The organism is Lysinibacillus telephonicus (genome assembly GCF_039654155.1).
Classification (GTDB): Bacteria; Bacillota; Bacilli; order Bacillales_A; family Planococcaceae; genus Ureibacillus; species Ureibacillus telephonicus.
Window position 1 is genome coordinate 59,075 of record NZ_CP155468.1, and the last position, 21,814, is coordinate 80,888.

18 protein-coding genes, 1 tRNA gene and 1 other RNA gene are annotated in these 21,814 nt (G+C 36.9%); 18 read left to right on the forward strand and 2 right to left on the reverse strand.

Going from position 1 to position 21,814, the window contains the following annotated elements; all coding sequences use genetic code 11:
• Positions 1–5: 5 nt before the first annotated feature.
• The 7 genes from MKY04_RS00245 to MKY04_RS00275 all read left to right on the forward strand — a co-directional run bounded on the left by MKY04_RS00245 (position 6) and on the right by MKY04_RS00275 (position 6,147).
• Positions 6–680 (forward strand): amino acid ABC transporter permease, encoded by a 675-nt coding sequence (locus tag MKY04_RS00245; RefSeq protein ID WP_425462054.1) that lies wholly within the window; start codon positions 6–8, stop codon positions 678–680.
• Positions 661–1,338, forward strand: a complete 678-nt coding sequence (locus MKY04_RS00250) for an amino acid ABC transporter permease (RefSeq protein WP_126295741.1) — start codon at positions 661–663, stop codon at positions 1,336–1,338. Before MKY04_RS00245 ends, MKY04_RS00250 begins: the two co-directional genes overlap by 20 nt.
• Before the next feature lie 15 nt (positions 1,339–1,353).
• Positions 1,354–2,097, forward strand: a complete 744-nt coding sequence (locus MKY04_RS00255; RefSeq protein WP_126295742.1) for an amino acid ABC transporter ATP-binding protein — start codon at positions 1,354–1,356, stop codon at positions 2,095–2,097.
• An 11-nt stretch (positions 2,098–2,108) separates the two neighbouring features.
• The gene (locus MKY04_RS00260) at positions 2,109–2,972 is read left to right on the forward strand and encodes a cysteine ABC transporter substrate-binding protein (protein ID WP_126295743.1); all 864 of its coding nucleotides are present in this window, start codon (positions 2,109–2,111) and stop codon (positions 2,970–2,972) included.
• 298 nt (positions 2,973–3,270) lie between these two features.
• Positions 3,271–4,344 carry a FecCD family ABC transporter permease gene (locus tag MKY04_RS00265; RefSeq protein WP_126295744.1) on the forward strand — a complete coding sequence of 358 codons (1,074 nt, stop codon included), beginning with the start codon at positions 3,271–3,273 and terminating at the stop codon, positions 4,342–4,344.
• A 2-nt stretch (positions 4,345–4,346) separates the two neighbouring features.
• The gene (locus MKY04_RS00270; protein ID WP_346235158.1) at positions 4,347–5,108 is read left to right on the forward strand and encodes an ABC transporter ATP-binding protein; all 762 of its coding nucleotides are present in this window, start codon (positions 4,347–4,349) and stop codon (positions 5,106–5,108) included.
• Between the two features lie 16 nt (positions 5,109–5,124).
• Positions 5,125–6,147 carry an ABC transporter substrate-binding protein gene (locus tag MKY04_RS00275; protein WP_346235159.1) on the forward strand — a complete coding sequence of 341 codons (1,023 nt, stop codon included), beginning with the start codon at positions 5,125–5,127 and terminating at the stop codon, positions 6,145–6,147.
• 107 nt (positions 6,148–6,254) lie between these two features.
• Here the strand turns inward: MKY04_RS00275 and MKY04_RS00280 are convergent, their stop codons facing one another.
• The gene (locus tag MKY04_RS00280; protein WP_126295747.1) at positions 6,255–6,635 is read right to left on the reverse strand and encodes a sodium:proton antiporter; all 381 of its coding nucleotides are present in this window, start codon (positions 6,633–6,635) and stop codon (positions 6,255–6,257) included.
• A 211-nt stretch (positions 6,636–6,846) separates the two neighbouring features.
• Between MKY04_RS00280 and MKY04_RS00285 the strand changes: the two genes are divergently transcribed.
• A complete protein-coding gene (locus MKY04_RS00285; RefSeq protein ID WP_346235160.1) occupies positions 6,847–7,467 on the forward strand; it encodes an RraA family protein in 621 nt (206 codons plus the stop codon).
• Between the two features lie 256 nt (positions 7,468–7,723).
• Here MKY04_RS00285 and MKY04_RS00290 read toward each other — a convergent pair.
• A tRNA-Ser gene (locus MKY04_RS00290) sits at positions 7,724–7,816 on the reverse strand.
• 161 nt (positions 7,817–7,977) lie between these two features.
• On the opposite strand from MKY04_RS00290, the gene ffs reads away from it, so the two are divergent.
• The 10 genes from ffs to MKY04_RS00340 all read left to right on the forward strand — a co-directional run bounded on the left by ffs (position 7,978) and on the right by MKY04_RS00340 (position 21,800).
• An RNA gene (ffs, locus tag MKY04_RS00295) (signal recognition particle sRNA large type) lies at positions 7,978–8,243 on the forward strand.
• 710 nt (positions 8,244–8,953) lie between these two features.
• A complete protein-coding gene (locus MKY04_RS00300; RefSeq protein ID WP_126295711.1) occupies positions 8,954–11,338 on the forward strand; it encodes a hypothetical protein in 2,385 nt (794 codons plus the stop codon).
• A gap of 2 nt (positions 11,339–11,340) precedes the next feature.
• On the forward strand, positions 11,341–12,276 hold the full coding sequence (locus MKY04_RS00305) for an ABC transporter ATP-binding protein (protein WP_126295712.1): 936 nt from the start codon (positions 11,341–11,343) through the stop codon (positions 12,274–12,276).
• On the forward strand, positions 12,273–13,133 hold the full coding sequence (locus MKY04_RS00310; RefSeq protein ID WP_126295710.1) for an ABC transporter permease: 861 nt from the start codon (positions 12,273–12,275) through the stop codon (positions 13,131–13,133). Before MKY04_RS00305 ends, MKY04_RS00310 begins: the two co-directional genes overlap by 4 nt.
• A gap of 11 nt (positions 13,134–13,144) precedes the next feature.
• Complete coding sequence (locus tag MKY04_RS00315) at positions 13,145–14,596, forward strand: hypothetical protein (protein ID WP_346235161.1); 1,452 nt, start codon at positions 13,145–13,147, stop codon at positions 14,594–14,596.
• Between the two features lie 12 nt (positions 14,597–14,608).
• Complete coding sequence (locus MKY04_RS00320) at positions 14,609–15,601, forward strand: AAA family ATPase (RefSeq protein ID WP_126295708.1); 993 nt, start codon at positions 14,609–14,611, stop codon at positions 15,599–15,601.
• The gene (locus MKY04_RS00325; protein WP_126295707.1) at positions 15,598–16,476 is read left to right on the forward strand and encodes a DUF58 domain-containing protein; all 879 of its coding nucleotides are present in this window, start codon (positions 15,598–15,600) and stop codon (positions 16,474–16,476) included. The genes MKY04_RS00320 and MKY04_RS00325 overlap by 4 nt, the downstream gene beginning before the upstream one ends.
• Positions 16,477–16,487: 11 nt before the next feature.
• Positions 16,488–18,242 (forward strand): BatA and WFA domain-containing protein, encoded by a 1,755-nt coding sequence (locus tag MKY04_RS00330; protein WP_346235162.1) that lies wholly within the window; start codon positions 16,488–16,490, stop codon positions 18,240–18,242.
• Positions 18,226–20,823: a vWA domain-containing protein gene (locus tag MKY04_RS00335; protein WP_126295705.1), complete on the forward strand. Its 2,598-nt coding sequence runs from the start codon at positions 18,226–18,228 to the stop codon at positions 20,821–20,823. Before MKY04_RS00330 ends, MKY04_RS00335 begins: the two co-directional genes overlap by 17 nt.
• Positions 20,824–21,077: 254 nt before the next feature.
• A complete protein-coding gene (locus MKY04_RS00340) occupies positions 21,078–21,800 on the forward strand; it encodes an ABC transporter ATP-binding protein (RefSeq protein ID WP_126295704.1) in 723 nt (240 codons plus the stop codon).
• Positions 21,801–21,814 lie beyond the last annotated feature (14 nt).

A 21,814-nucleotide genomic window follows, 5' to 3' on the forward strand; every position in this document is an offset into this window, starting at 1 on the left:
AGCTGGTGGGAAAATTGACGATAGATTGGCAATACTTTGTAGAGGTTTTACCGCACTATAAAACAGCGCTATGGCTAACGGTGAAGCTTGCAGCGATTGGAATCTTGTTTGCTATAGTAGTCGGAATGATTTGTAGTGTTATTCAGTATTTCAAGGTTAAGGTTCTTAATCAAATTGTACAGGTGTATTTAGAAGTTGCTCGCAACACACCGCTATTAATACAATTATTCTTTTTATACTATGGCTTGCCGAAAATCGGGATCACTTTAAGTGGTGAGCTTTGTGGGATTATCGGGCTTACGTTTCTAGGTGGGAGTTATATGGCTGAAGTTTTCCGGGCTGGAATGGAGGCTGTTTCCAAATCCCAAATAGAAACAGGGAAAGCAATTGGTCTTAGCAATCTACAATTAATGCGCTATGTCATTATCCCACAAGCATTTTCCTATAGTGTTCCTGGATTTGGTGCAAACTGTATCTTTCTTATAAAAGAAACTTCTGTTTTTAGTGGTATTGCAATTTTAGAGCTTACAAACACAACGAAAAACCTAATGGGGATCTATTATAAAACGAATGAAGCGTTATTAATGCTTGTTATTGGTTACTTAATCATTTTACTCCCTTTAACATTGTTCTTAACTTGGCTAGAAAGGAGAGTTAGACATGCTGAATTCGGGAATTAGTGTCCTGTTTGAGGGTACAAATTTCCTTCGATTATTAGAAGGACTTTTCGAAACTTTACGTGTCGCGCTCATAGCAGTTGTTATTTCAATCGTTATGGGAATCATTATTGGAATTATTAGAACATCAAAAAATAAGCTAGTTCAAATTCCATTTAGAATTTATCTAGAATTGTTCCGAATCATCCCAATTCTAGTTTGGTTATTTGTTATTTATTATATTGTTCCAGCAAATTTTGGCCTGGAATTAAGTTCAGAATTAGTTGCACTTATTGTATTTAGCTTATGGGGGGCAGCGGAAATTAGCGATATTGTACGTGGTGCAATTATTTCACTGCCAAAGCATCAAGTAGAATCAAGCAAGGCGCTTGGGCTCGGTGTAGTTCAAATGTATCGCTACGTGCTCATCCCGCAAGCAACGAAGCGTTCCATACCACCTATGATTAATTTAATAACACGAATGATCAAAACGACTGCTCTTTTAACAATGATTGGGTTCGTGGAAGTTATTAAAGTAGGTCAGCAAATTATTAATGTAAATAATTTAGAGCATCCAACCGTTTCATTTTGGATATATGGTTTTATCTTTTTCTTATATTTTTGCATTTGTTTCCCATTATCCCGTTTTTCAAGAAAGCTGGAGCAAAAATGGGCAACTTAAGGAGTTGTAAGTAAAATGGCTGAACAGGTTCCTATTTTACAAGTAAAGGGTCTCGTGAAAAAATACGGCGATAAAGTCGTTTTAAATGGTGTTGATTTACAGGTTGAAAAGGGAAAGGTTATTGCAATATTAGGACCCTCTGGCTGTGGAAAAAGTACGTTCCTGCGTTGTCTTAACGGCTTGGAAGAAGTGCAGGGTGGAGATATTTTATTAGAAAACAAAAGTCTTATTAGTAAAACCACTAAATGGCGGGATGTACGTCAAAAAATCGGAATGGTTTTTCAAAGTTACGATTTATTCCCTAACTTAACCGTAATGGAGAATATTTTATTATCTCCGTTGAAAGTGCAAAAACGTCAGCGTGAAGAAGTTGAAGCACAAGCAAAAGAATTACTTGCACGTGTCGGTTTAGCTGATAGAGCAAATGATTATCCTAGACAGCTATCTGGTGGGCAAAAGCAACGTATTGCTATTGTCAGAGCCTTGTGCATCAATCCAGACATTATGCTGTTTGACGAAGTAACAGCCTCACTAGACCCAGAGATGGTTCGAGAAGTATTGGATGTAATTGCTCAATTAGCAGATCAAGGCATGACGATGCTTATTGTAACGCATGAAATGAACTTCGCTAAATTGGTGGCTGATGAAGTTATATTTATGGATAAAGGAAGCATACATGAGAAAGCCCCTGCACAGCAATTCTTTTCAAATCCACAAACTGAACGTGCACAGCAGTTTCTAAATATATTACAATTTTAGGAGAGAAAAGTATGAAGAAAAATTATTTATTATTATTATTTCTAGCTGTTTTAACTCTAGCTTTGGCAGCTTGCGGAAGCAGCGAATCAAATTCCGGTGATTCACAATCAGATACGACTTCATCAATTGATGAAATTAAAGAACGAGGTACATTGCGCGTTGCTGTATTTAGCGATAAACCACCATTTGGTTATGTTGATTCAAACGGTGAAAATCAAGGGTATGATATTGTACTTGCTAAGCGTCTTGCAAAGGATTTATTAGGCGATGAGTCAAAAATAGAGTATGTTATAACAGAACCTCAAGCACGTGTAGATTTATTAAAATCAGATAAAGTTGATATTGTGTTAGCGAATTTTACTGTAACACCAGAACGTCAAGAGCAAGTTGATTTTGCAAATCCGTACATGAAGGTAGCAGTTGGCGTTGTTTCGCCAAATTCAGCGCCAATTGAATCGGTAGAACAATTAAAAGGGAAGAAGTTAATAGTTCCAAAAGGTACAACTGCAGAAACTTATTTTATGAAGAACCACCCAGATATTGAACTTGTAAAATATGATCAAATTACAGAAGCTTTTGAAGCATTAAAAGATGGACGCGGCGATGCAATGGCTCAAGATAATGCATTATTATTTGGTTGGGCTAATGAAAACCCAGGTTTCTCAGTTGCATTGCCAACACTAGGAGAACAGGATTACATTGCACCTGCTGTAAAAAAAGGGAATACAGAATTACTTGAATGGCTAAATACTGAACTTGAAGCTTTAGGTAAGGAACAATTCTTCCATAAAGCCTACGATGAAACTTTAAAACCAGCATTTGGCGAAAACATTGTTGCGGATGATGTAGTTGTAGAAGGTAAAGTAGAGGAATAGTAACGATAGAATAATGAACTAAATATTAAGAACAAAGGATGAAATCAAAATGGTTTCATCCTTTTTTATATGTACCTTTAATTGCCTTATGGGATTAAAGAAAAAAGTCTATATTTATATTTTTGAAGTGAATGAACTCAAGACCAAGTTGAGCAAATACCGGACTGATACATTAATTACAAATATTTATACTATTTCCAAAATTGTTATTGTATTTTTTTAGATCATATTCTAAAATCATTGATAATGATAATTATTATCAATTAGCTAATCCGTTTTGTAAATTGGGGGCGTGTTCTTGAAAAGTAAAGAAATTGGGAGAACGGGTAACATCTACTATGTTGTTATCTTTCTATTAATAGGTGCCATTATTTTATCAGCAGTTTATTCCGTATCAATCGGACAAGTGAATATTCCCTTTAAGCAAACTATGGATATATTATTGCATTCCTTAACAAATGGTAGATTGGGGTCGCTCGATCAAGTAGAAAGCGAATCCTATCTTAATATTATTTTACAAGTAAGGATGCCTAGGGTTATTTATGCACTTTTAATAGGGATGGGGCTTTCACTCTGTGGAACTGTTATGCAAGCAGTTGTACAAAATCCACTCGCTGATCCATATATTCTTGGTATTTCGTCAGGGGCTTCTTTAGGAGCCACATTTGCTATCTTAGTTGGGTTTGGAAGTGGGGCATTTTTATCTCAGTTTGGAGTAGCATTCGGAGCATTTGTTGGTGCCATTTTCGCTTCGATTGCAGTTCTAGTTTTATCTAGCATAGGCGGCAAGGCAACATCAGTGAAGCTCGTTTTATCGGGGGTTGTACTTGGAGCATTATGCAGTTCTTTCTCGAGTCTGATTATCTTTTTTGCCAATAATGCTGAGGGAATAAAAAGCGTTACTTTCTGGTCAATGGGAAGCTTAGCATCATCAAGCTGGGATCGAACGCCTATTATGGCGGTTATTGTTCTCCTTGGATGCGGCATGTTTCTATTTCAACATCGAGTATTGAACACGATGCTGCTAGGGGATGAATCCGCGATTACGCTTGGTATTAACTTAAGTGCTTTTCGTAAACTTTATATGGTTATTACAGCCCTTATTACAGGTACAATGGTTGCCTACGCGGGGATGATTGGCTTTGTTGGTCTTATAATCCCACATATTTCAAGAGGCATTTTTGGGGCTGATCATAAACGATTAGTGCCAGGAGCACTTCTTCTAGGAGGTCTATTTTTAATTTGGGCTGATATTTTGTCTAGGATATTAATACATAATGTAGAATTGCCTATTGGGATTATTACATCTGTAATTGGCTCACCTTTATTTATCTACATGATAGTTAAAAAAGGCTACAACTTTGGAGGGTAAAAATGGAACTTGTTGCAAAAGAAATGGAAATCAGGATTGGAAAAAAAGAAATTATAAAAAACATGTCCATTCACGTAAAAAAACAACAATTTGTAGGTTTAATAGGACCAAATGGGTGTGGAAAGTCAACTTTGTTGAAAAGTATTTATAAAAGCTTAACTCCTCATAAGGGTAGCGTCTTTTTAAATGAGGTTGATGTGTTGAAAACTTCTGAAAAAAAAGTTTCACAGCGTTTAGGAGTCGTAGGTCAATTCAATGAAATGAATTTTGACTTGACTGTACAGCAAATGGTCATGTTAGGAAGAACCCCTCATAAAAAAATGTTGGAGTCAGATAACCAGGAGGATTTTCAAATTGTGGAGGAAGCTTTAGTAAGAACTAATTTAATTGATTATAAAAATCGTAGTTTCCTATCGTTATCTGGCGGTGAGAAGCAAAGAGTAATTTTAGCAAGGACCATTGCACAACAGCCTAAATTTATGATTTTGGATGAACCGACTAATCACTTGGATATTCGTTATCAAATTGAAATTTTATCTTGTGTGAAGAGCTTAAATATTGGAGTATTGGCAGCTCTACATGATTTAGAAATGGCCGCACATTACTGTGACTATATTTATGCAATTAAAAATGGAGAAGTGTATGCCCATGGTACACCCAACGAGGTGCTTACGTCGGAAACGATTGAAGCATTGTATCAAATTAAATGTCAAACATATATCAATCCAGTAACGAAGAATTTAGGCTTTGCCTTTGGACTTTAATAAGGAGGAAAAGAAATTGAAAAGAAAATTATTGTTTGGCTTCAGTATAGCAGCAATCTTAATTCTTACCGCGTGTGGAGGCACAAGTAATACGAGTTCAACAGAAGCTTCAAAATCGAAAGAACATTATCCGCTAACGATTCAAAATTATACAAAAGCTGAAGGCAGCACTACATGGGAAGAAAAAGATCAGGTGTTCGAAAAAGCACCAGAGAGAATTATGGCAAATACTAGACCAGCAGCAGAATTATTATTGCGTTTAGGTTTAGGAGATAAAATTGTTGGGGTTGCTGCAGACTTTGGGGCACCGGACAAAACAGTAGAAAAAGAATATGCAAAATTAAATATCTTAAGTGATGGCTATGTTGGAAAAGAAGTAACATTAGGAACTAACCCGGATCTAGTTTTCGGTAGAGGGGGATTGTTTGAGAATGAAGATTGGGGAGTCGGGACAGTAGACTCGCTGAATGAAATGGGAGTTAAAACATATGTCCTTGAATCTTCTGTACCTGGGGGAACATACGATTCTGTCTATAAAGATATCGAAAATTTAGGGGAAATCTTTAATGTACAAGATCAAGCAGAAAAATTTATTGAAGAATTGAAGGGACGACAAGAAGCTATTACTACTAAGTTATCAAGTATTAAAGAGGAAAGAACATTTGCTTATTTACATATAAGTGATCCAAATGAAATAAATGTTTACGCAGCCCAAGATGAAACATTCTTTAATGATGTGTTTAATATGGTGAAGCTAGATAATATATTTAAGGATGCAACGGGAGAGGCAAACATTGAAATGCTTATTCAGGCTGATCCAGATGTCTTAATCATTCCGGATTGGACTTCGCACGATAATTTAAGTGCAGAAGAGTTAAAAGAAGCCCTTTATTCTAATCCAAAGCTATCTAGTATGAAGGCAATCAAAAACAAACAAATTTATGCAGTAGATTACAACTATATGTTTGGATATGGATACAACATGATTGAGGGGATGGAAATCTTAGCGAAGGAAATGTATCCTGACTTATTCAAATAATAGCTGGAGATATAAATGTAAATTATGTAAGTTATAAAATGAAGAAGCATTAATGATTAATACCCCTGTTAGGTGAGAAATAAATCTATACAGGGGTATAAATAAATTTAATTTAAAATAATAGCTACTAATAATGGAATCGTCATTAAAAGCAATACTCCGAAGCTCCATAATATTTGTTTTGTAGTAGACATATTTTTAGGTCGAATGCTAATTGTATCATACAAATCATTTACCGCTCGCTGCTCTTTTTTATATAGCATTTTTTGAAATTTATCATAATCTTCTATATATGAATATGGCGATTCTAACCCAAACCGAATGGCACGAACATCATCTGTAACATCTTGATTATCATGGAAATAAAGAATAGTTGGGGCGAGCCCGCCTGTTGATTTCGCAATAACTTCAATATCATATGTTGCCATTTTATATCCTATTTCACCATTTTCTTTCTGGTACTGTGTAATTAGTCGATTGAATTTCATCAATGTCACTCCTCATCTTTAATGTAAAATAATTTTTTTGTAGAAGAGCCTTTTCTATAACGACATTGTAACCATTTCATTTATTTTTAATCGTAATATAAAAGCTTGAAAATCGAGAATTATAAATCAAATAATAAAAACCTATTTAACTTATTTTATTATTCATATATTATCTAAATTATTACAATATTAAGAATTAAGGGGTGTGAATATGGCAACAATTCAAGAACGTTTTTTTGCTTTACCAACAACAGCAATATCTGATGCAACAGGTGGACATACAAATATTGATTCAAGTATAAAACCTCTCTCAGATCATTTTAAAATTGCTGGACGAGCTGTTACGGTTCGATTGCCTGATGGGGAAAACGGTGCAGTGCTAGAAGCGATAAGTAAAGCGCAAAAAGGTGATATATTAGTCATTGATGCAAAAGGTAATAAAAACAGAGCGGTAGCGGGGGATTTTGTTATTTCTCTTGCTAAGGGATTAGGTGTACAAGGCTTTGTTGTAGATGGAGTAATTCGTGATATTGCAGCAATTCGAAAGCTTGATTACCCAGTGTTTTCATTAGGCACAACAGTTGCTGCAGGACATAAACATGGTGGCGGTGTTGTAGGTGTACCGATTTCAGTTGGCGGTGTAACAGTTCACCCAGGAGATTTTATTATTGGTGATATAGATGGAGTCGTTGTCGTACAGCAGGAGGAAGCTGAGCAAATAGCTGAAGCTGCTGAGGCAAAATTAACAAAAGATGAAGCACGAGAAAAAGAAGCACTTGCAAACGGAGAAGAATCTATTCGAGCCTACTTAGCAAAGGTATTGGCTAAATAAAAGAAGAGCCGCGAAAACATTTCGCGGCTTTAAAAATATTTATCAGTTTCCTAATGAATTAATTGAATTTGTAGATTTACTTTTTCAATTTTTTTATTTATGACCTATAATCTCTAATAAGAATTATTAGGGAAAATAAAACGCGCTTTAACTAGTATTGTTTAAAGTACCTTCAGCATTGTATAATAAGCTTTTAAAAATAAAAAAACGTTACAGAATAAACGTAACGAGTGCGTTAAATGTATTAAAATAAAAATGGCGGAGGAAGAGGGATTCGAACCCCCGCGCGGTTTAACCCGCCTGTCGGTTTTCAAGACCGATCCCTTCAGCCGGACTTGGGTATTCCTCCGTTTCGACAAAAAATAATATAACATGTAATCTAAAGTAGGTCAATAAAAAAGCTAAAATAGACTAACTAAAATTCTATTTTTGAAAGACTTTTTTTAATTTCCATTATTACCATAACTAAACATTGCATTTTTACCGTTATATAAAGTATACTAGTTTATGCCGTGCTAGGTGGGGAGGTAGCGGTGCCCTGTAACTCGCAATCCGCTCTAGCGAGACTGAAGTCCTTTCTGAGGCTGTCCGTATGTTTGGCCTGCCTCTTGCACGTAGTGTTGACGGTTGGGTCCTGCGCAATGGGTACCCATGAACCATGTCAGGTCCGGAAGGAAGCAGCATTAAGTGGTTTCACCCATGTGCCGCGGGGTAGCCTAACCTGAGCTGGCGACAAGAGTAACGCTTATGTGCGGCTGTCGAAGAAAGGTGCACGGCTTTAATTGTGCATATAAAATTGCCTTGAAAGGGCATTAAAGTAATAATGGTGACCGCAAAAGGTCGTTGAATAAACGGCTTTTGCGGTCACTTTTTTTATAATTAATTTTGGTTGTTTTAAACTTTGAGTTTTAATTTAATATTTGTCTTTAAAATTTTTAGTAAGGTACTTTAGCATTTTTGAGATATAAATTAAAACAATTGAACTAATTCTTCCCTACATACCTCCGAGAATAAGCTAGTCTTTCCCCTATACATTAATAATAGCTAGGCGGTTTTTTACTAAAATAATCACCCCCTTAGTTTACATAAGCCGATTTTTTTCTCTTTTTAAAACTAAAGAATTTTTGCTTTCAAATTTCATCCACTTTAAAATGCGGTATACTATTCAGTTTTAGATTTTGGATTATTATTGGATTTTCTCCCACGAAAAATTGTTACAGCAATTTTTGATTAAGTAAAGTATTGCTCTTTAAACTTGGTTTTTTATGGTAAAATCTTTTGTGCCAATCAAAATGTGTATTCTTTTTTATTAAAAGTTATAAAGAAGATAGTGATGTTAAAAACCTTGTTCAACATCTTTGTTTAGAAGCTTTATACGAACAGCACGAACACTTTCTGAAGAAATCCTTATTATTTGGTAAAATTGGAACTTAATTGGCATAAAAACGTACCAATTATAAAGCGGAAATTTGAAGGGGTTGAGATTTTGTTTAAAAGAAATTTAATCATTGCTTTTTTAATAGCTTTTATCGGCTGTTTTATTCATATTGAAACTGCCAGTGCAGCACCAAAGCTAGACGTAAAAGCCGAAGTCGGAATATCAAATAAAGTAAAGTATTATACACCGTTGCCATTAAAGCTGACAATTACTAATAATGGATCGGCGTTTTCGGGAGACTTAGTCATTGATGCGGCTGAATCCTATGCAGTTGGATCCGGACTAGTGTATCCACTTGATATTGCAGAAGGTGAAACGAAAACCGTTCAGCTTTACTTAAATGGACTTTCAGATGATTTTATGTACTCAGGAGTTCAACAACCAAATTTATTTTACTTCTATGAAGGCGGCATTGAGGAAGGGAAAGCTATTGGTTTTTCTGGAGATAAATCAGTAAGACCGCAATTTTATGAGATGGAATCAACATTTATCTATACATTAACTGAAAATAGCGACCGTTTAGCCGCATTTTTACGTTTAAGACAAAATGCTACATACAATGTTGAAGTTTTCCATTTAAATCAAATTAAAGATTTTGAATTTCCTTCAGATGCTAAAGGGTTGGAAATTGCGAATGTTTTAGCAGTAGATGAAATAAGTTTAGCGGATTTTTCAGAAGAGCAACAAAAAGCAATTTTAAGCTGGGTTGAACAAGGTGGAACACTTTTAATTGGTGCATCAGATCAAGTAGAGGCTTCATCTGGAATTTTTAAAGAGCATCTACCGTTATCGCTTTCGACAGAGAGGGTAGGAGTATCTAAAGAAAGCTTAAGAACATTATCAAATGACGGAATCTTTACACAAGGAATTGAAGTATATCGAGCTCAGGAAAAAGAGGACAGTGTTCGAATCTTGGCAGATGGTGAAACAATTCTTGCATCAGCAACAGAGCTAGGAAGCGGTCGTATTATTCAAACAACGTTTTCTTTGGGAGACCAGCCTTTATCTGCAATGGATGGATACTCAAAGTTAATGACCAACATTTTAAGCTTACAAACACTGCAAATGCCATCGTATGGAGCTTACTATGGCAACTATAACGATTATTTACCTTATGAGGTTGGCAGCGTCAATGAGTTGTTTCCTTCCTTTGAAGTTTCAACAACAGTGCTAGTTATTATCGTTATTATTTATATCTTATTTATTGGCCCAATTCTTTATCTTGTTTTAAAACGGATGGATAAACGGGAGCATGCATGGTGGCTAATTCCAGTTGTTTCGATTTCTTTATCACTATGTATGTTTATTTTCGGGGCAAAAGATCGTTTAATGCAATCACAAATACAGCAATCTGCTTTTTATAAAGTGGAAGGTACCAATTTGTCGGGTAACTATATTGAAACGATCCTAACTAACCGTAGTGGCGACTTTACTTTTACAACAGATGAAAATACAACTGCTGTTGCAACACGCAATAGAAACTATATGGGTGAATCCACTGCTGTATTGCACGAGAAGTCCTACGTAAAACAGCATGCAAATAATTCAACTATTAATCTGCAAAATTTAAACTATTGGTCTGTTCAATCGATTGTTGGGCAATCACAAATTAAAGATGCGGGAAATATGGATATTCAATTAAAGTTAACAAATGGAAAAGTGGAAGGTACGGTAACAAATAACTTCCCATTTAAATTAAATGATGTGGCAATTTGGTCTGGTTCACGTGAAATTCAATTAGGAGATATCGAGCCAAATAGTACATTAGAGGTCTCAGAAGAGGTGAAAGGATCGGTCCTTCTAGCGCCTTCCACTTCAAACTATAATTACTCTACACCACAATCAAAAGAAGACATTCTGCCGATGCGCTTAGAGAAATTAAAGTATGGTGCAGCAGGCTTAACAGAAGGCGAACGTCTACCTGCAATTGTTGCCTGGACAGAAGAAGCCCTTGTAGGAATTGAACTAGACGGGAATGCGGAAGTATCGCCTGTAGCATATTTAATTCAAACATTTAAACCTAGTATGGAACTATCAGGGGAATTTACATTAGATAAAGATGCATTACAAGAATATGTAGAGCCAGTGTCATCGGGTTATATGGAATTAATCAATGAAGCGACTAATGAATGGTATTTAGACAAAGGAGAATATGATTATTTGGTTTATCTACCTGAAGAACTTCTAGAAGAGTCATCTTGGACAGAAATTAATATTTCAAATAAGGATTCTAATCGTATTGAAATGGCTATTTGGAATATAAATACGTCTCAATATGAAGAAATCAGTGAAAACAATAAATCATTTACAACAAATTTGGATCAATATATTTCAGAGGATGGCCAGTTGAAAGTGCTTGTACGTTTAACGAATAATGATATGGGCACTCAAGTCAGACTGCCTGATGTTGAAATTAAGGGGGTGGCAAAATAATGATGATTGAAATTCAAGGACTAACAAAAAAGTACGGTTCTTTTACAGCTTTAGATAATTTGAATTTATCGTTAGATGAGGGGGTTGTGTTCGGTTTTGTAGGGGCAAACGGTGCTGGAAAATCTACAACCTTTTCAATATTGGCCACTCTTCTTTCTCCTACTTCAGGAGATGCGTTCATTAACGGTAAAAGCGTGGTGCGGGAACCTAAAGAGGTCCGCAAACAGCTCGGTTATATGCCAGACTTTTTCGGTGTCTATGACCAATTAAAAGCAGATGAATATTTAGATTTTTATGGTGCAAGTTATGGAATATCTTATTCAGAACGACAAGTATTAATCCCACAGTTATTGGAGCTTGTTAACTTGACGCATAAACGTTATGAATACGTAGATTTACTTTCCCGGGGAATGAAGCAGCGCCTATGCCTAGCGCGTTCTCTCATTCATGATCCGAAGGTATTAATTTTAGATGAACCTGCATCAGGTTTAGATCCACGTGCCAGAGTGGAAATGCGAGATATACTTAAGCATTTAAAATCGATGGGCAAAACTATTTTGATTTCATCGCATATTCTACCAGAGCTTGCAGAAATGTGTGATGAAATTGGTGTTATTGATAATGGAAAATTGATTGCCCATGGTAATGTACAAACAATTCAAGAACAATTGCAGGGCGAAAAACGAATTATTGTAAAAGTGGTGCATCAATTGGAAAAGGCACGTGTATTTTTTGAGGAAAATCCACATATTTCTTCCATAGAAGTTGCAGATGAAAAAGGTGAAATCGCCTTTAATTATCGGGGTACTACAGAGGACCAGGTGAACCTTCTACGTAAAGCGATGCTAGCAGACATTCCAATCTATTCATTAACAGAGGAAGAAAAGGATTTAGAGGATGTCTTTATGGCGATTACGAAAGGAGCGGATGTTAAATGATGAATCGTTTTTCAAACCCGGTATTAATGAAAGAATTAAAATTGCGTTTCCGCGCCTTTAAAAGCTTTTCAGGGTTAATGTTTTATTTGGCTGTTTTATGTATTTTCGTCGTAGGCTTTTTAATGATTTATACGCAATTTTCAGGAACAGCCTTTTTTAGACCAAGTGACAGCTTTACAATGTTTTCTGTTCTAAGTGTACTTCAGATGGCTCTTGTTATGTTTATAACACCGGGTTTAACAGCGGGTGCTATTAGTACGGAACGAGAAAAGCAAACACTAAATATATTATTAACTACAACACAAAGCTCTACACAAATAATTGTAGGAAAACTCGTATCATCTGTAGTGTTTTTAATTCTAATGTTAGTTGCAGGGTTGCCGCTATATAGTCTTGTATTTTTATTTGGTGGTGTATCACCTTCTCAATACGTAACAATTTTCCTTTTCTACCTAGTAACTTTGATTGCAATTGGTAGTATCGGAATTATGTTCTCAACTATTACAAAGAAAACAATTGTATCGATGATTGCAACTTATGGGGCAATGATATTTTTAGGAGGCATTACAGCTTTCTTCTTCTTTATCGGTGTTTCAATGGATCAAATGGCGACTGGATATGCTGGAACACAGAATTTAATGCCGTTTTCACCTATTACTTATTTCTGGGTTAGCATAAATCCAGGGGCATTGATGCTGTCAATCCTTTATCCTGAAATAACGAATACTATTGATTCTTTAGTCGGCATATCTTTCCCTATTTGGGTTGTTTATTTGATTTTTTATTTATTAATAACAGTAGGCTGCTTAGCAATAGCAATTCGTAAGCTGCGCGCTAATATGAAAACGAACAGATAGGAGAAGCAATAATGGATCAGAGGAAAATATTAAGGCAATTTGTGCGGAAAGCAAAAAGAAGCTTAAATTTTGAATACATGCTGCCGAGATTGCAATTTGGAATTTTACTTGGGCTTAGTATGAGTACGGTGATCCTAATTGTTTCTAGGCTGTTTGTTTTTCCGCATTATGATGAGGTTGCCATTGTAGTTGGCATTGCTGTACTCATTGCAACTATATTCTTTATTTGGTGGAAACATGTCCGTGAAAAGGACGCATTACACCGGTTAGATGCTTTTTATCCTCATAATGAGCTAGTTACAGTATTATCATTCAACGATTCAGAGAACCCGTTGGTGAATTCATTATTAGAAAAAGCACAAAAAGAATCATCAGCAGCTTATGAGCGTTTTAAAAAACGCAAAAAAGAGCTATGGAAAGCAAGAGTGCTTATCGGCATCCTTCTGATGGCAATAGTTATTGGGATATTATCAATTTTTCCTTCGGCAACACAGCAAGAGGCACATGTTATTGAAAAAGAACAAAATGTCATTGAGGAGCTAGAGGAAGAAGTAGCGAAGTTAGAAAAAAAGACGAAAACAGATAATGTAAAAAAACAATTGCAGGAACTTACAAATAAATTAAAGGAAATGGAAACATCTGAAGAAGCATTGCGTGAAGTGGTGAAAAAGCAGAAGGAATTAAAGCTTCAGGAGCAAAAACTGAAAGAAAAAGAGACTTCAGTAGGGCAAGGTGAAGCGAAAGCCTCTGATGGGTTAACTGCAGAAGAACAAGAGCAGTTAAAAGAACTTATGGAGCTGCAAAATGAGCTTGCTAGCACAGCAAATAATACACAATCTGCGTTAAGTAAGCTTGGAAAACCAATTAGCTTTGATTTACAAAATGCTATTGCCAGTGAATTAGGCTCAGAGTCAAAAAATGAGGCAAATAATAACGGAAGCTCCAATTCGAATAATCAAAATAATAATCAAAATGGTAATCAGAGCAGCTCACAAAATCAAGGTAATGGGCAAAATTCAAATCAACAAGGTCAGGGAAACAATGGCAGCTCAGGTCAAGGTAATGGTCAAGGTAATGGTCAAGGCAGTGGTCAAGGTAATGGATCGGGCCAAGGCAATGGTCAAGGCAATGGTCAAGGCAATGGATCGGGCCAAGGTAATGGTCAGGGTAGGGGTGGAAGTGGTGCCGGTTTAGGTCAAGGAAGCCGCGACTTGCTTTCAATTCCGGGGCGTATCGGTGGAAATAATGATACAACAGTAGATGGAGGTCCGCTTAATGAAGGCGAACCTGTTGGAGAACAAAAAGGTTCAGTACCTGTTACAAAAGGAACAATTCGACCTTATGAAGAAGTAATTGGTCAATATAAAGAAAGTTATTTAGAAAGTTCTGAACGTATACAACTACCGAAAGATTTGCAGGATATTGTGCAATCATATTTTTCTTCTATAGAGTCGAATGAGTAGGGAGATGAGGAAGTGGCTTTTAGTGAACAGCAGTATTATGAAATAAGTGAAGAATTGCAATTGGTAAAAAAGGAAATTAGTAAGTTTATCGTGGGACAGGAAGAAGCAGTTGAATATATTTTATATTCTATTTTAGCTGATGGGCATGCATTGCTAGAAGGATTGCCGGGTTTAGGGAAAACAATGTTAATCAGGACAGTCTCAGAGGTGCTAGACTTGTCCTTTTCGCGAATTCAGTTTACACCCGATTTAATGCCTACAGATATAACTGGAACAAATATTATCGAACGAGCTGAAAATGGAAAACAGCAGTTTGTATTCCAGCAAGGCCCTATTTTTAGCCAAATGGTTTTAGCAGATGAAATAAACCGTGCTACGCCAAAGACTCAAAGTGCTTTACTTGAAGCAATGGGTGAGAAGACTGTAACGATTTTAGGCGATACAAAGAAAATGGCTAGACCTTTCTTTGTTTTGGCAACTCAGAATCCAATTGAAATGGAAGGGACGTATCCATTGCCAGAAGCGCAAATGGACCGCTTCTTATGCAAAATATTAGTACCATATCCATCTAAGACAGAATTAATCGAAATTATGAAACGGACTACCGGTGCTGAAGAAATAGCATTAGAGAAGATAATGAATAGTGAAAGGCTAATTCTTGTGCAGCAAATGGTAAAGGAAGTTTTAGTAGCAGATGAAATGATGGAATATGCAGTAAGCATCGTAGTAGCTACACATCCAGGCGGAGAAGACGCATTGCCGGAAGTGAAGGATTATGTTATGTATGGCAGTGGACCTCGTGGATTGCAAAGTATTATTAAATTGGCAAAAGCTCGTGCTGTTATGAATGGTCGATTCCACGTTTCGATTGCAGATATTAAGTCGGTTGCAAAGCCAGCACTTCGTCACCGCATGATGTTGAATTATGAAGGTGAAGCATCTGGAAAGACGGTTGATGATTTAATTGAAGAACTATTATCTATTAAACAAGGCGCACGGCTATGAAGCAAACCGGATTAATTTTACCAGATGACTGGATTTCAAAAATCAGCCGTTTATCTATCGCTACTTCATCAAAATTACGCGGCCAGCATAAAGGTTCGCACCGGTCCCAGCGATTTGGCGCCTCGCTTGATTTCTCTGACTTTCGAGAATATACATTGGGCGATGATGTAAGGCAAGTCGATTGGAATGTTTTTGCGCGCACGGAAAAATTTTTTATTAAACGATTTTTAGATGAACAAGAAATGCGTGTCCATATATTACTTGATGCAACCCGTTCAATGGGTGAAGAGAAGAAATGGCTATTTGCACGACAAGTTGCAGCTGCATTAGGATTAATGGTGTTAAACCGAGATGATCGTTTGTCTTTTTCGTATGTAGGAGAAACTCATGCAATGCCGTTTAGGAAAAAGGGGGCAACATACCGGAAGCCTTTTTTACAAGTCGTTTCAAGTCTTGAGGATGCGCGTGGTGTTGGAAGTTTTACGCAGGATGGAATAAAAGTGCTGCCGAAGGATAGTACAGTTCTATTTATTGTAACTGATGGATTAGAGCCAATGGCAAACTGGGAGCAATTTCTAAAGCGATTGCCTCGGTTTTCAGGGGATGTCCGTTGTATTCAAATAGTAACGGAGGAAGAGCTGAATCCATCTTTTTCAGGAGATATTCGACTAATTGATTCAGAAACGGCAAGTGATGTGAATGTATCCGTTTCAAATAGAGTACTTGCTAATTATGAAAAGACTCGATTAGAACATGAGGCGCAATTTGATGCGCTTGTTAACCGTTTTGGCATTCGGAAGACTCAGCTGATTGTTGAGGATGGTTTGCAAAATGCACTTTTTAATAAACTATTGAAGTCACGTTGGGTACAGTGAGGTGAAGTTTTTTGGGATTTAGTAATCTAGTATTTTTATGGACTGCCATTTTGCCAATAATCGTTTTGATTTATTACTTCTTCCGTAAAAAATATAAAGACCAGCATGTTTCCTCAACGATTTTTTGGGCAGAAGCCATGCAAGAAACAAAAGCTTCACCATACTTAAAGCATTTACAAAAAAATATGCTGCTGTATTTACAACTGCTGTCGCTTATATTATTTGTTTTAGCCTTGTTAAATCCTTTTGTGAAATCCACTGAGATGTCGGGTGAGCAAGCGATTTGGATTGTTGATACATCTGCCACAATGCTAGCTGGAAAAGATAATACAACTACTTTTGATCAGCATAAGGAGACGATGAAATCTCTCGTATCAGAGTTAAGTGGACGTCCGCTCACGATTATTTCAACGGGTGATGAACCGAAAACAATCGTTCGACAAGAAACAGAGTCGGCTGCTATACATAAAGCAATTGATAGTTTAGAAGTCACTTATGAGGAGGAGCAATTACCTAAAGCTATTGATATGGCGCAGGCTTTTATTGGTGATACTTCTACTTCTATCTATTTATTTACCGATGCTGTGGACCGTGGAGAACTGCCTATTGAAAATGAGCATGTTAAATGGATAGTCAAAGGAGCAAATAAAGAGTTAGAGAATGCTGCAATTACTCGTTTTGCTGCAACCGCTAACGGGGAGCATACGCTTGCACTTATTCAATTAAAAAATGAAACAAAGAGAGAGCTTAATGTCCAACTTTCATTAAGCAACGAAGCTGGGGAGGTACTTATCGAGGAACAGTTGGCATTAGGGAGTGAAGAAGAGCTTACAAAAACATTTGAAGAGCTGCCTATAACAGCTGTTTTGTCAGCAAATCTTCAAGTTGAAGATGACTATGAGTCTGATAACTCAATGGTCACTCTTGTTGGAAACGGTATGTCTCAAATCGTTATTGATCAACAAATGCATCAACTTGTACAAAAAGGTTTTCAGTCTTTAGACACAGATGTAAAAATTGTGCCATCAAATCAGCTTGTATCAATGGCAAATGAAGCAATGATTATTACGAATCAAACGGAGCTTCTCGGAAAAACGAATACACCTATTATGCTAATTGGTCGTAATGATGAGACAGCGGTTGAAGTGAATAACTTAGTAGATGTATCAGAGGACCCGTTATTTGCATTTAGCTCATTAGAGGATGTGTATGTAAACTCAATATATCCATCGTTTGATGATTATGAAACAATTGCAACGATTGGTGGTAAACCATTTATTCAACGTTCCTCAAGCGGAGATATTATTGTTTTAGCGGATATTCAATCAACTGATTGGCCGCTTCATCCATCATTTCCTCTATTTTTATGGAGCGTACAAAATGAGCTCATGGCGGGAACAACTTCTTTAGGTACTTTCTCCCCAAATGAAAGTCGGGCTATTTCGCTGATTCCTGGGGATTGGTCAATTTATGCATCAAATGATGAATATATTTCTTCCTTTGAAAACGCTCGTCAGTTTAAAGCACCTACTGAACCTGGGTTATATACAGTGAAATCTCAGGAAGAAGAAAAGCCGTTCATTGTTCAACTTCCAGCACAAGAGCGTTCTATACAAGAAGGAACAAGTTTTGAGCTGGGTACACTTGAAAATAGTGGTGAAGAGGAAACATCAAAAACATCACTGTTAATATGGCTGTTGTTGCCTATTTTATTATTGCTAGTCATTGAGTGGGAGGTGCAAAGAAGACGTGGATTTGCGAATTGATTACCCACTCGCCTTATTATTACTTATTCCGTCAATTGCCTATTTAATATGGACATGGTGGCATCATCGGTCTCAATTGAAAAAGAATCAGCTTGTGGTTTTTGTTATTCGGATATGTGCTGTTGTATTACTTGTATTTGCTATAGCATCCCCATATTTATTACTGCCGGTTAAAGAAGAACAGGTTGTTTTTTTAATTGACCGTTCAGCTTCTGTTGAGGGGACTGAAGAGCAGACAGTTGCTTTTATTGAAGAAAGCTTAAAAGCAAAAAAAGATTCTCACCTTGTTGGAATTTATTCATTTGCTTCTAATCTTCAAACGGAATCCATTTTATCTGATAAGTTAGAGCATGTTCCTTCGTTAAGTGAAATTACCGGTGAGAGTGCAACAAATATTGCACAAGCATTGCAATTGGCGACAGGTATCGTTGACCGTGAAAAAGCAACCCGAATTGTGTTGTTAACAGATGGATTGGAAACAAAAGGGGATGTTTCTGAACAGCTGACAAAAATGACAGGCAGCAACGTTTCAATTGATATTGTAGAGCTAAGTAAAGATGTAGAAGCAGATATTTCTATTCAGAGCTTTACTACGCCTCAAGTTGCTTTTGCAGGGGAACAGCAACAGCTCGTTACAGAAATTGAAGCGACAACTGCTGCCCAAGGAGAACTGTATTTATATGAAAACGACCAGCTTATTCACCAAGAAACAGTTCAATTAGAGGAAGGTTCGAATGTTTTTACGTATCCTCATATTGGAAATGCAGAGGGCTTAGTAAAATATGAAGCGCTCGTTCAAACTGATAACGATGCGATCATTGAAAATAACAAGTTGACGAGTATTACGATGGTGCAAAGTTCTCCAAGGTTATTAATCGTCAGTGATAATGAAAAGGGCTCCCCGATTTCAGCGGCTCTTGGACCAAATGCTATTGCTCATGATGTAATAGGGCCAAGTGAATTGCCGAGTTCACTATCAAGCTATTTACATTACAATGCGATTATTTTTGATAATATCCCTGGACATCTTGTTGGTGAGGAAAAGATGGGAATTATTGAGCAGGCAGTGAAGAATTTTGGTTTAGGCTTTATGATGGTCGGTGGTGAAAATAGTTTCGGGCTGGGAGGATACTTTAAAACTCCTATCGAAGAGCTGCTGCCGGTAGAGATGGAAGTGAAAGGGAAACAACAATTACCGTCACTTGGGCTTGTCATTGTGCTTGACCGCTCTGGCAGTATGATGGGACCAAAAATTGAGCTGGCGAAAGAGGCGGCTGCCCGATCAGTAGAGTTACTACGAGATGGTGATACACTTGGATTTATTGCCTTCGATGATCGGCCGTGGGAAATTATTGAAACCAAACCGCTAGATAATAAAGAGGAAGCAGTAAATACAATTTTATCAATTGCTCCTGGCGGTGGAACCGAAATTTATTCGTCATTGGCGATGGCGTATGAAAATTTGGCTGATTTACAATTGCAGCGAAAACACATTATCTTGCTAACAGATGGACAGTCCTATACAAATAGCAGTTATGAAGATTTAATAGAAGAGGGAAAAGAGAGTAATATAACTCTTTCTACGGTTGCAATTGGATCTGATGCTGATGCTGGTTTGCTTGAGATGTTAAGTGAGCTTGGCAGTGGACGTTTTTATAATGTACTTGATGAAACGACGATTCCTTCAATTTTATCGCGTGAGACTGCAATGATTTCAAGAACGTACATTGAAGACAATCCGTTCTACCCGATTGTATATAACGCGGAAGGATGGAATCATTTGTTTGAACAAGGCGTTCCACAAATGAATGCATATATTGGAACGACAGCGAAGCAAACCGCAGTCGTAGTTGCAGAAAGTGAAAAGGAAGACCCTGTATTAGCAGAATGGCAATACGGATTAGGAAAAACGATAGCATTTACCTCTGACTCAACAGGTGCTTGGACTGGAGATTGGGCTCGCTGGAATGAGTGGACTAACTTCTGGAATACAGCAATCTCAAGAATGCTGCCAACCTATAATGATATTGCTTACGATATACGTTTAGATGCAGACGGTGTATTTACTATTACTGACCCTTCAAATAAAGCCGCATTTCTAGATGTAGCAGTTGTTAATGAATTAGGAGAAGAGCTGGAAGTACAGCTTGAACCAATTTCAGCAAGCAAATTGCGTGTAAATGTAGAGGCTGATCCCGGGCTAGTATTCTTTAGAATAAATAGTGGTGATGGTTCTATTTACCAAGCAGGACTTACGATACCATATAGCGCGGAATATGAATTGCAACCGCCGAATGAAACATTGCTTACGCAAATTGTAGACCGAACAGGTGGAAAAATTATTGAGGAACCAGCTGAGGCATTTCGCGAATTTACAGTAAAAGGTGCTGAACGGCAAAGTATTGCAACATGGCTTGTGTTGGCAAGTATGCTGTTATTCTTTATCGACATCACTTTAAGACGTTTTGGTTGGGGCTTCTTCCAAGCTGTTGGAAAGCCAAAAAAATCTGCAAATGACGGGCAAATTATAGAAGAAGAGACGAATGTCGCCCAGATTTTAAAGGGAATGAAGAAAAGATAATTTTTAAATTTAAGGGACTATCCAATTGGGTAGTCCCTTATGGTATATTTTAAGAGTTTTTACCTCGAATCTAATTAAACACAAGATATATTCTCCGTCATTTTACGTCAATTTTTATAACATAATTTATCTCCTCCTTTATTCAAAGTAACCAATTGAACCTAATATTTTTGAAAAAAGTAACCAATGACTTATTTGAAAATTTGAAATAGTATTATAAATGTAATAAAAAATAACATGGAAGGGTGATTAATATGGAATTAACTTTAAATGGTGTTAAAAAAAGTTACAACGATCATCCGATTATAAAAGATATTAATTTAAAAATAAAAACTCACGAGTTCATTTGTATCTTAGGCCATAGTGGCTGCGGCAAGTCAACAATGCTTAATTTAATAGCAGGATTTATACAACCTGATGAAGGTTCTATATATGTTGATGGTCAAATGATAACAGGTCCATCCAAGGAGCGAGGTGTTGTTTTTCAAGAACATGCTTTGTTTCCATGGTACTCAGTTTTAAAAAATGTTACATTTGGCCCCGTTGTACAAGGTGTGGACGAGAAGAAGGCTGTTGAAATAGCCCAAACACACTTACGAAAGGTTGGTCTTGAAAAATATGCAAATCATTATCCTGAGGAATTATCAGGAGGAATGAAACAACGTGTAGGCATTGCGCGTGCACTTGCAGCTGAACCAAAGCTTCTTCTAATGGATGAACCGTTTGGCGCATTGGACGTATTTACTAAAGAAAGCTTGCGGAAAGAATTGATTGAAATATGGATGGAACTAAAAACTACCATTATTTTTATAACTCATGATATTTCTGAAGCGGTTTATTTAGCGGATCGGGTTATCGTAATGAAAAACGGCTCAATCGCTAAAGATTTGCATATCGATTTACCGCGGCCTAGGAAATACCATCAAGAGCGATTTGGTGATCTAGTCTTTGAATTAGAACAGGTATTGGTTAATTAAAGGAGGGAAGGAAA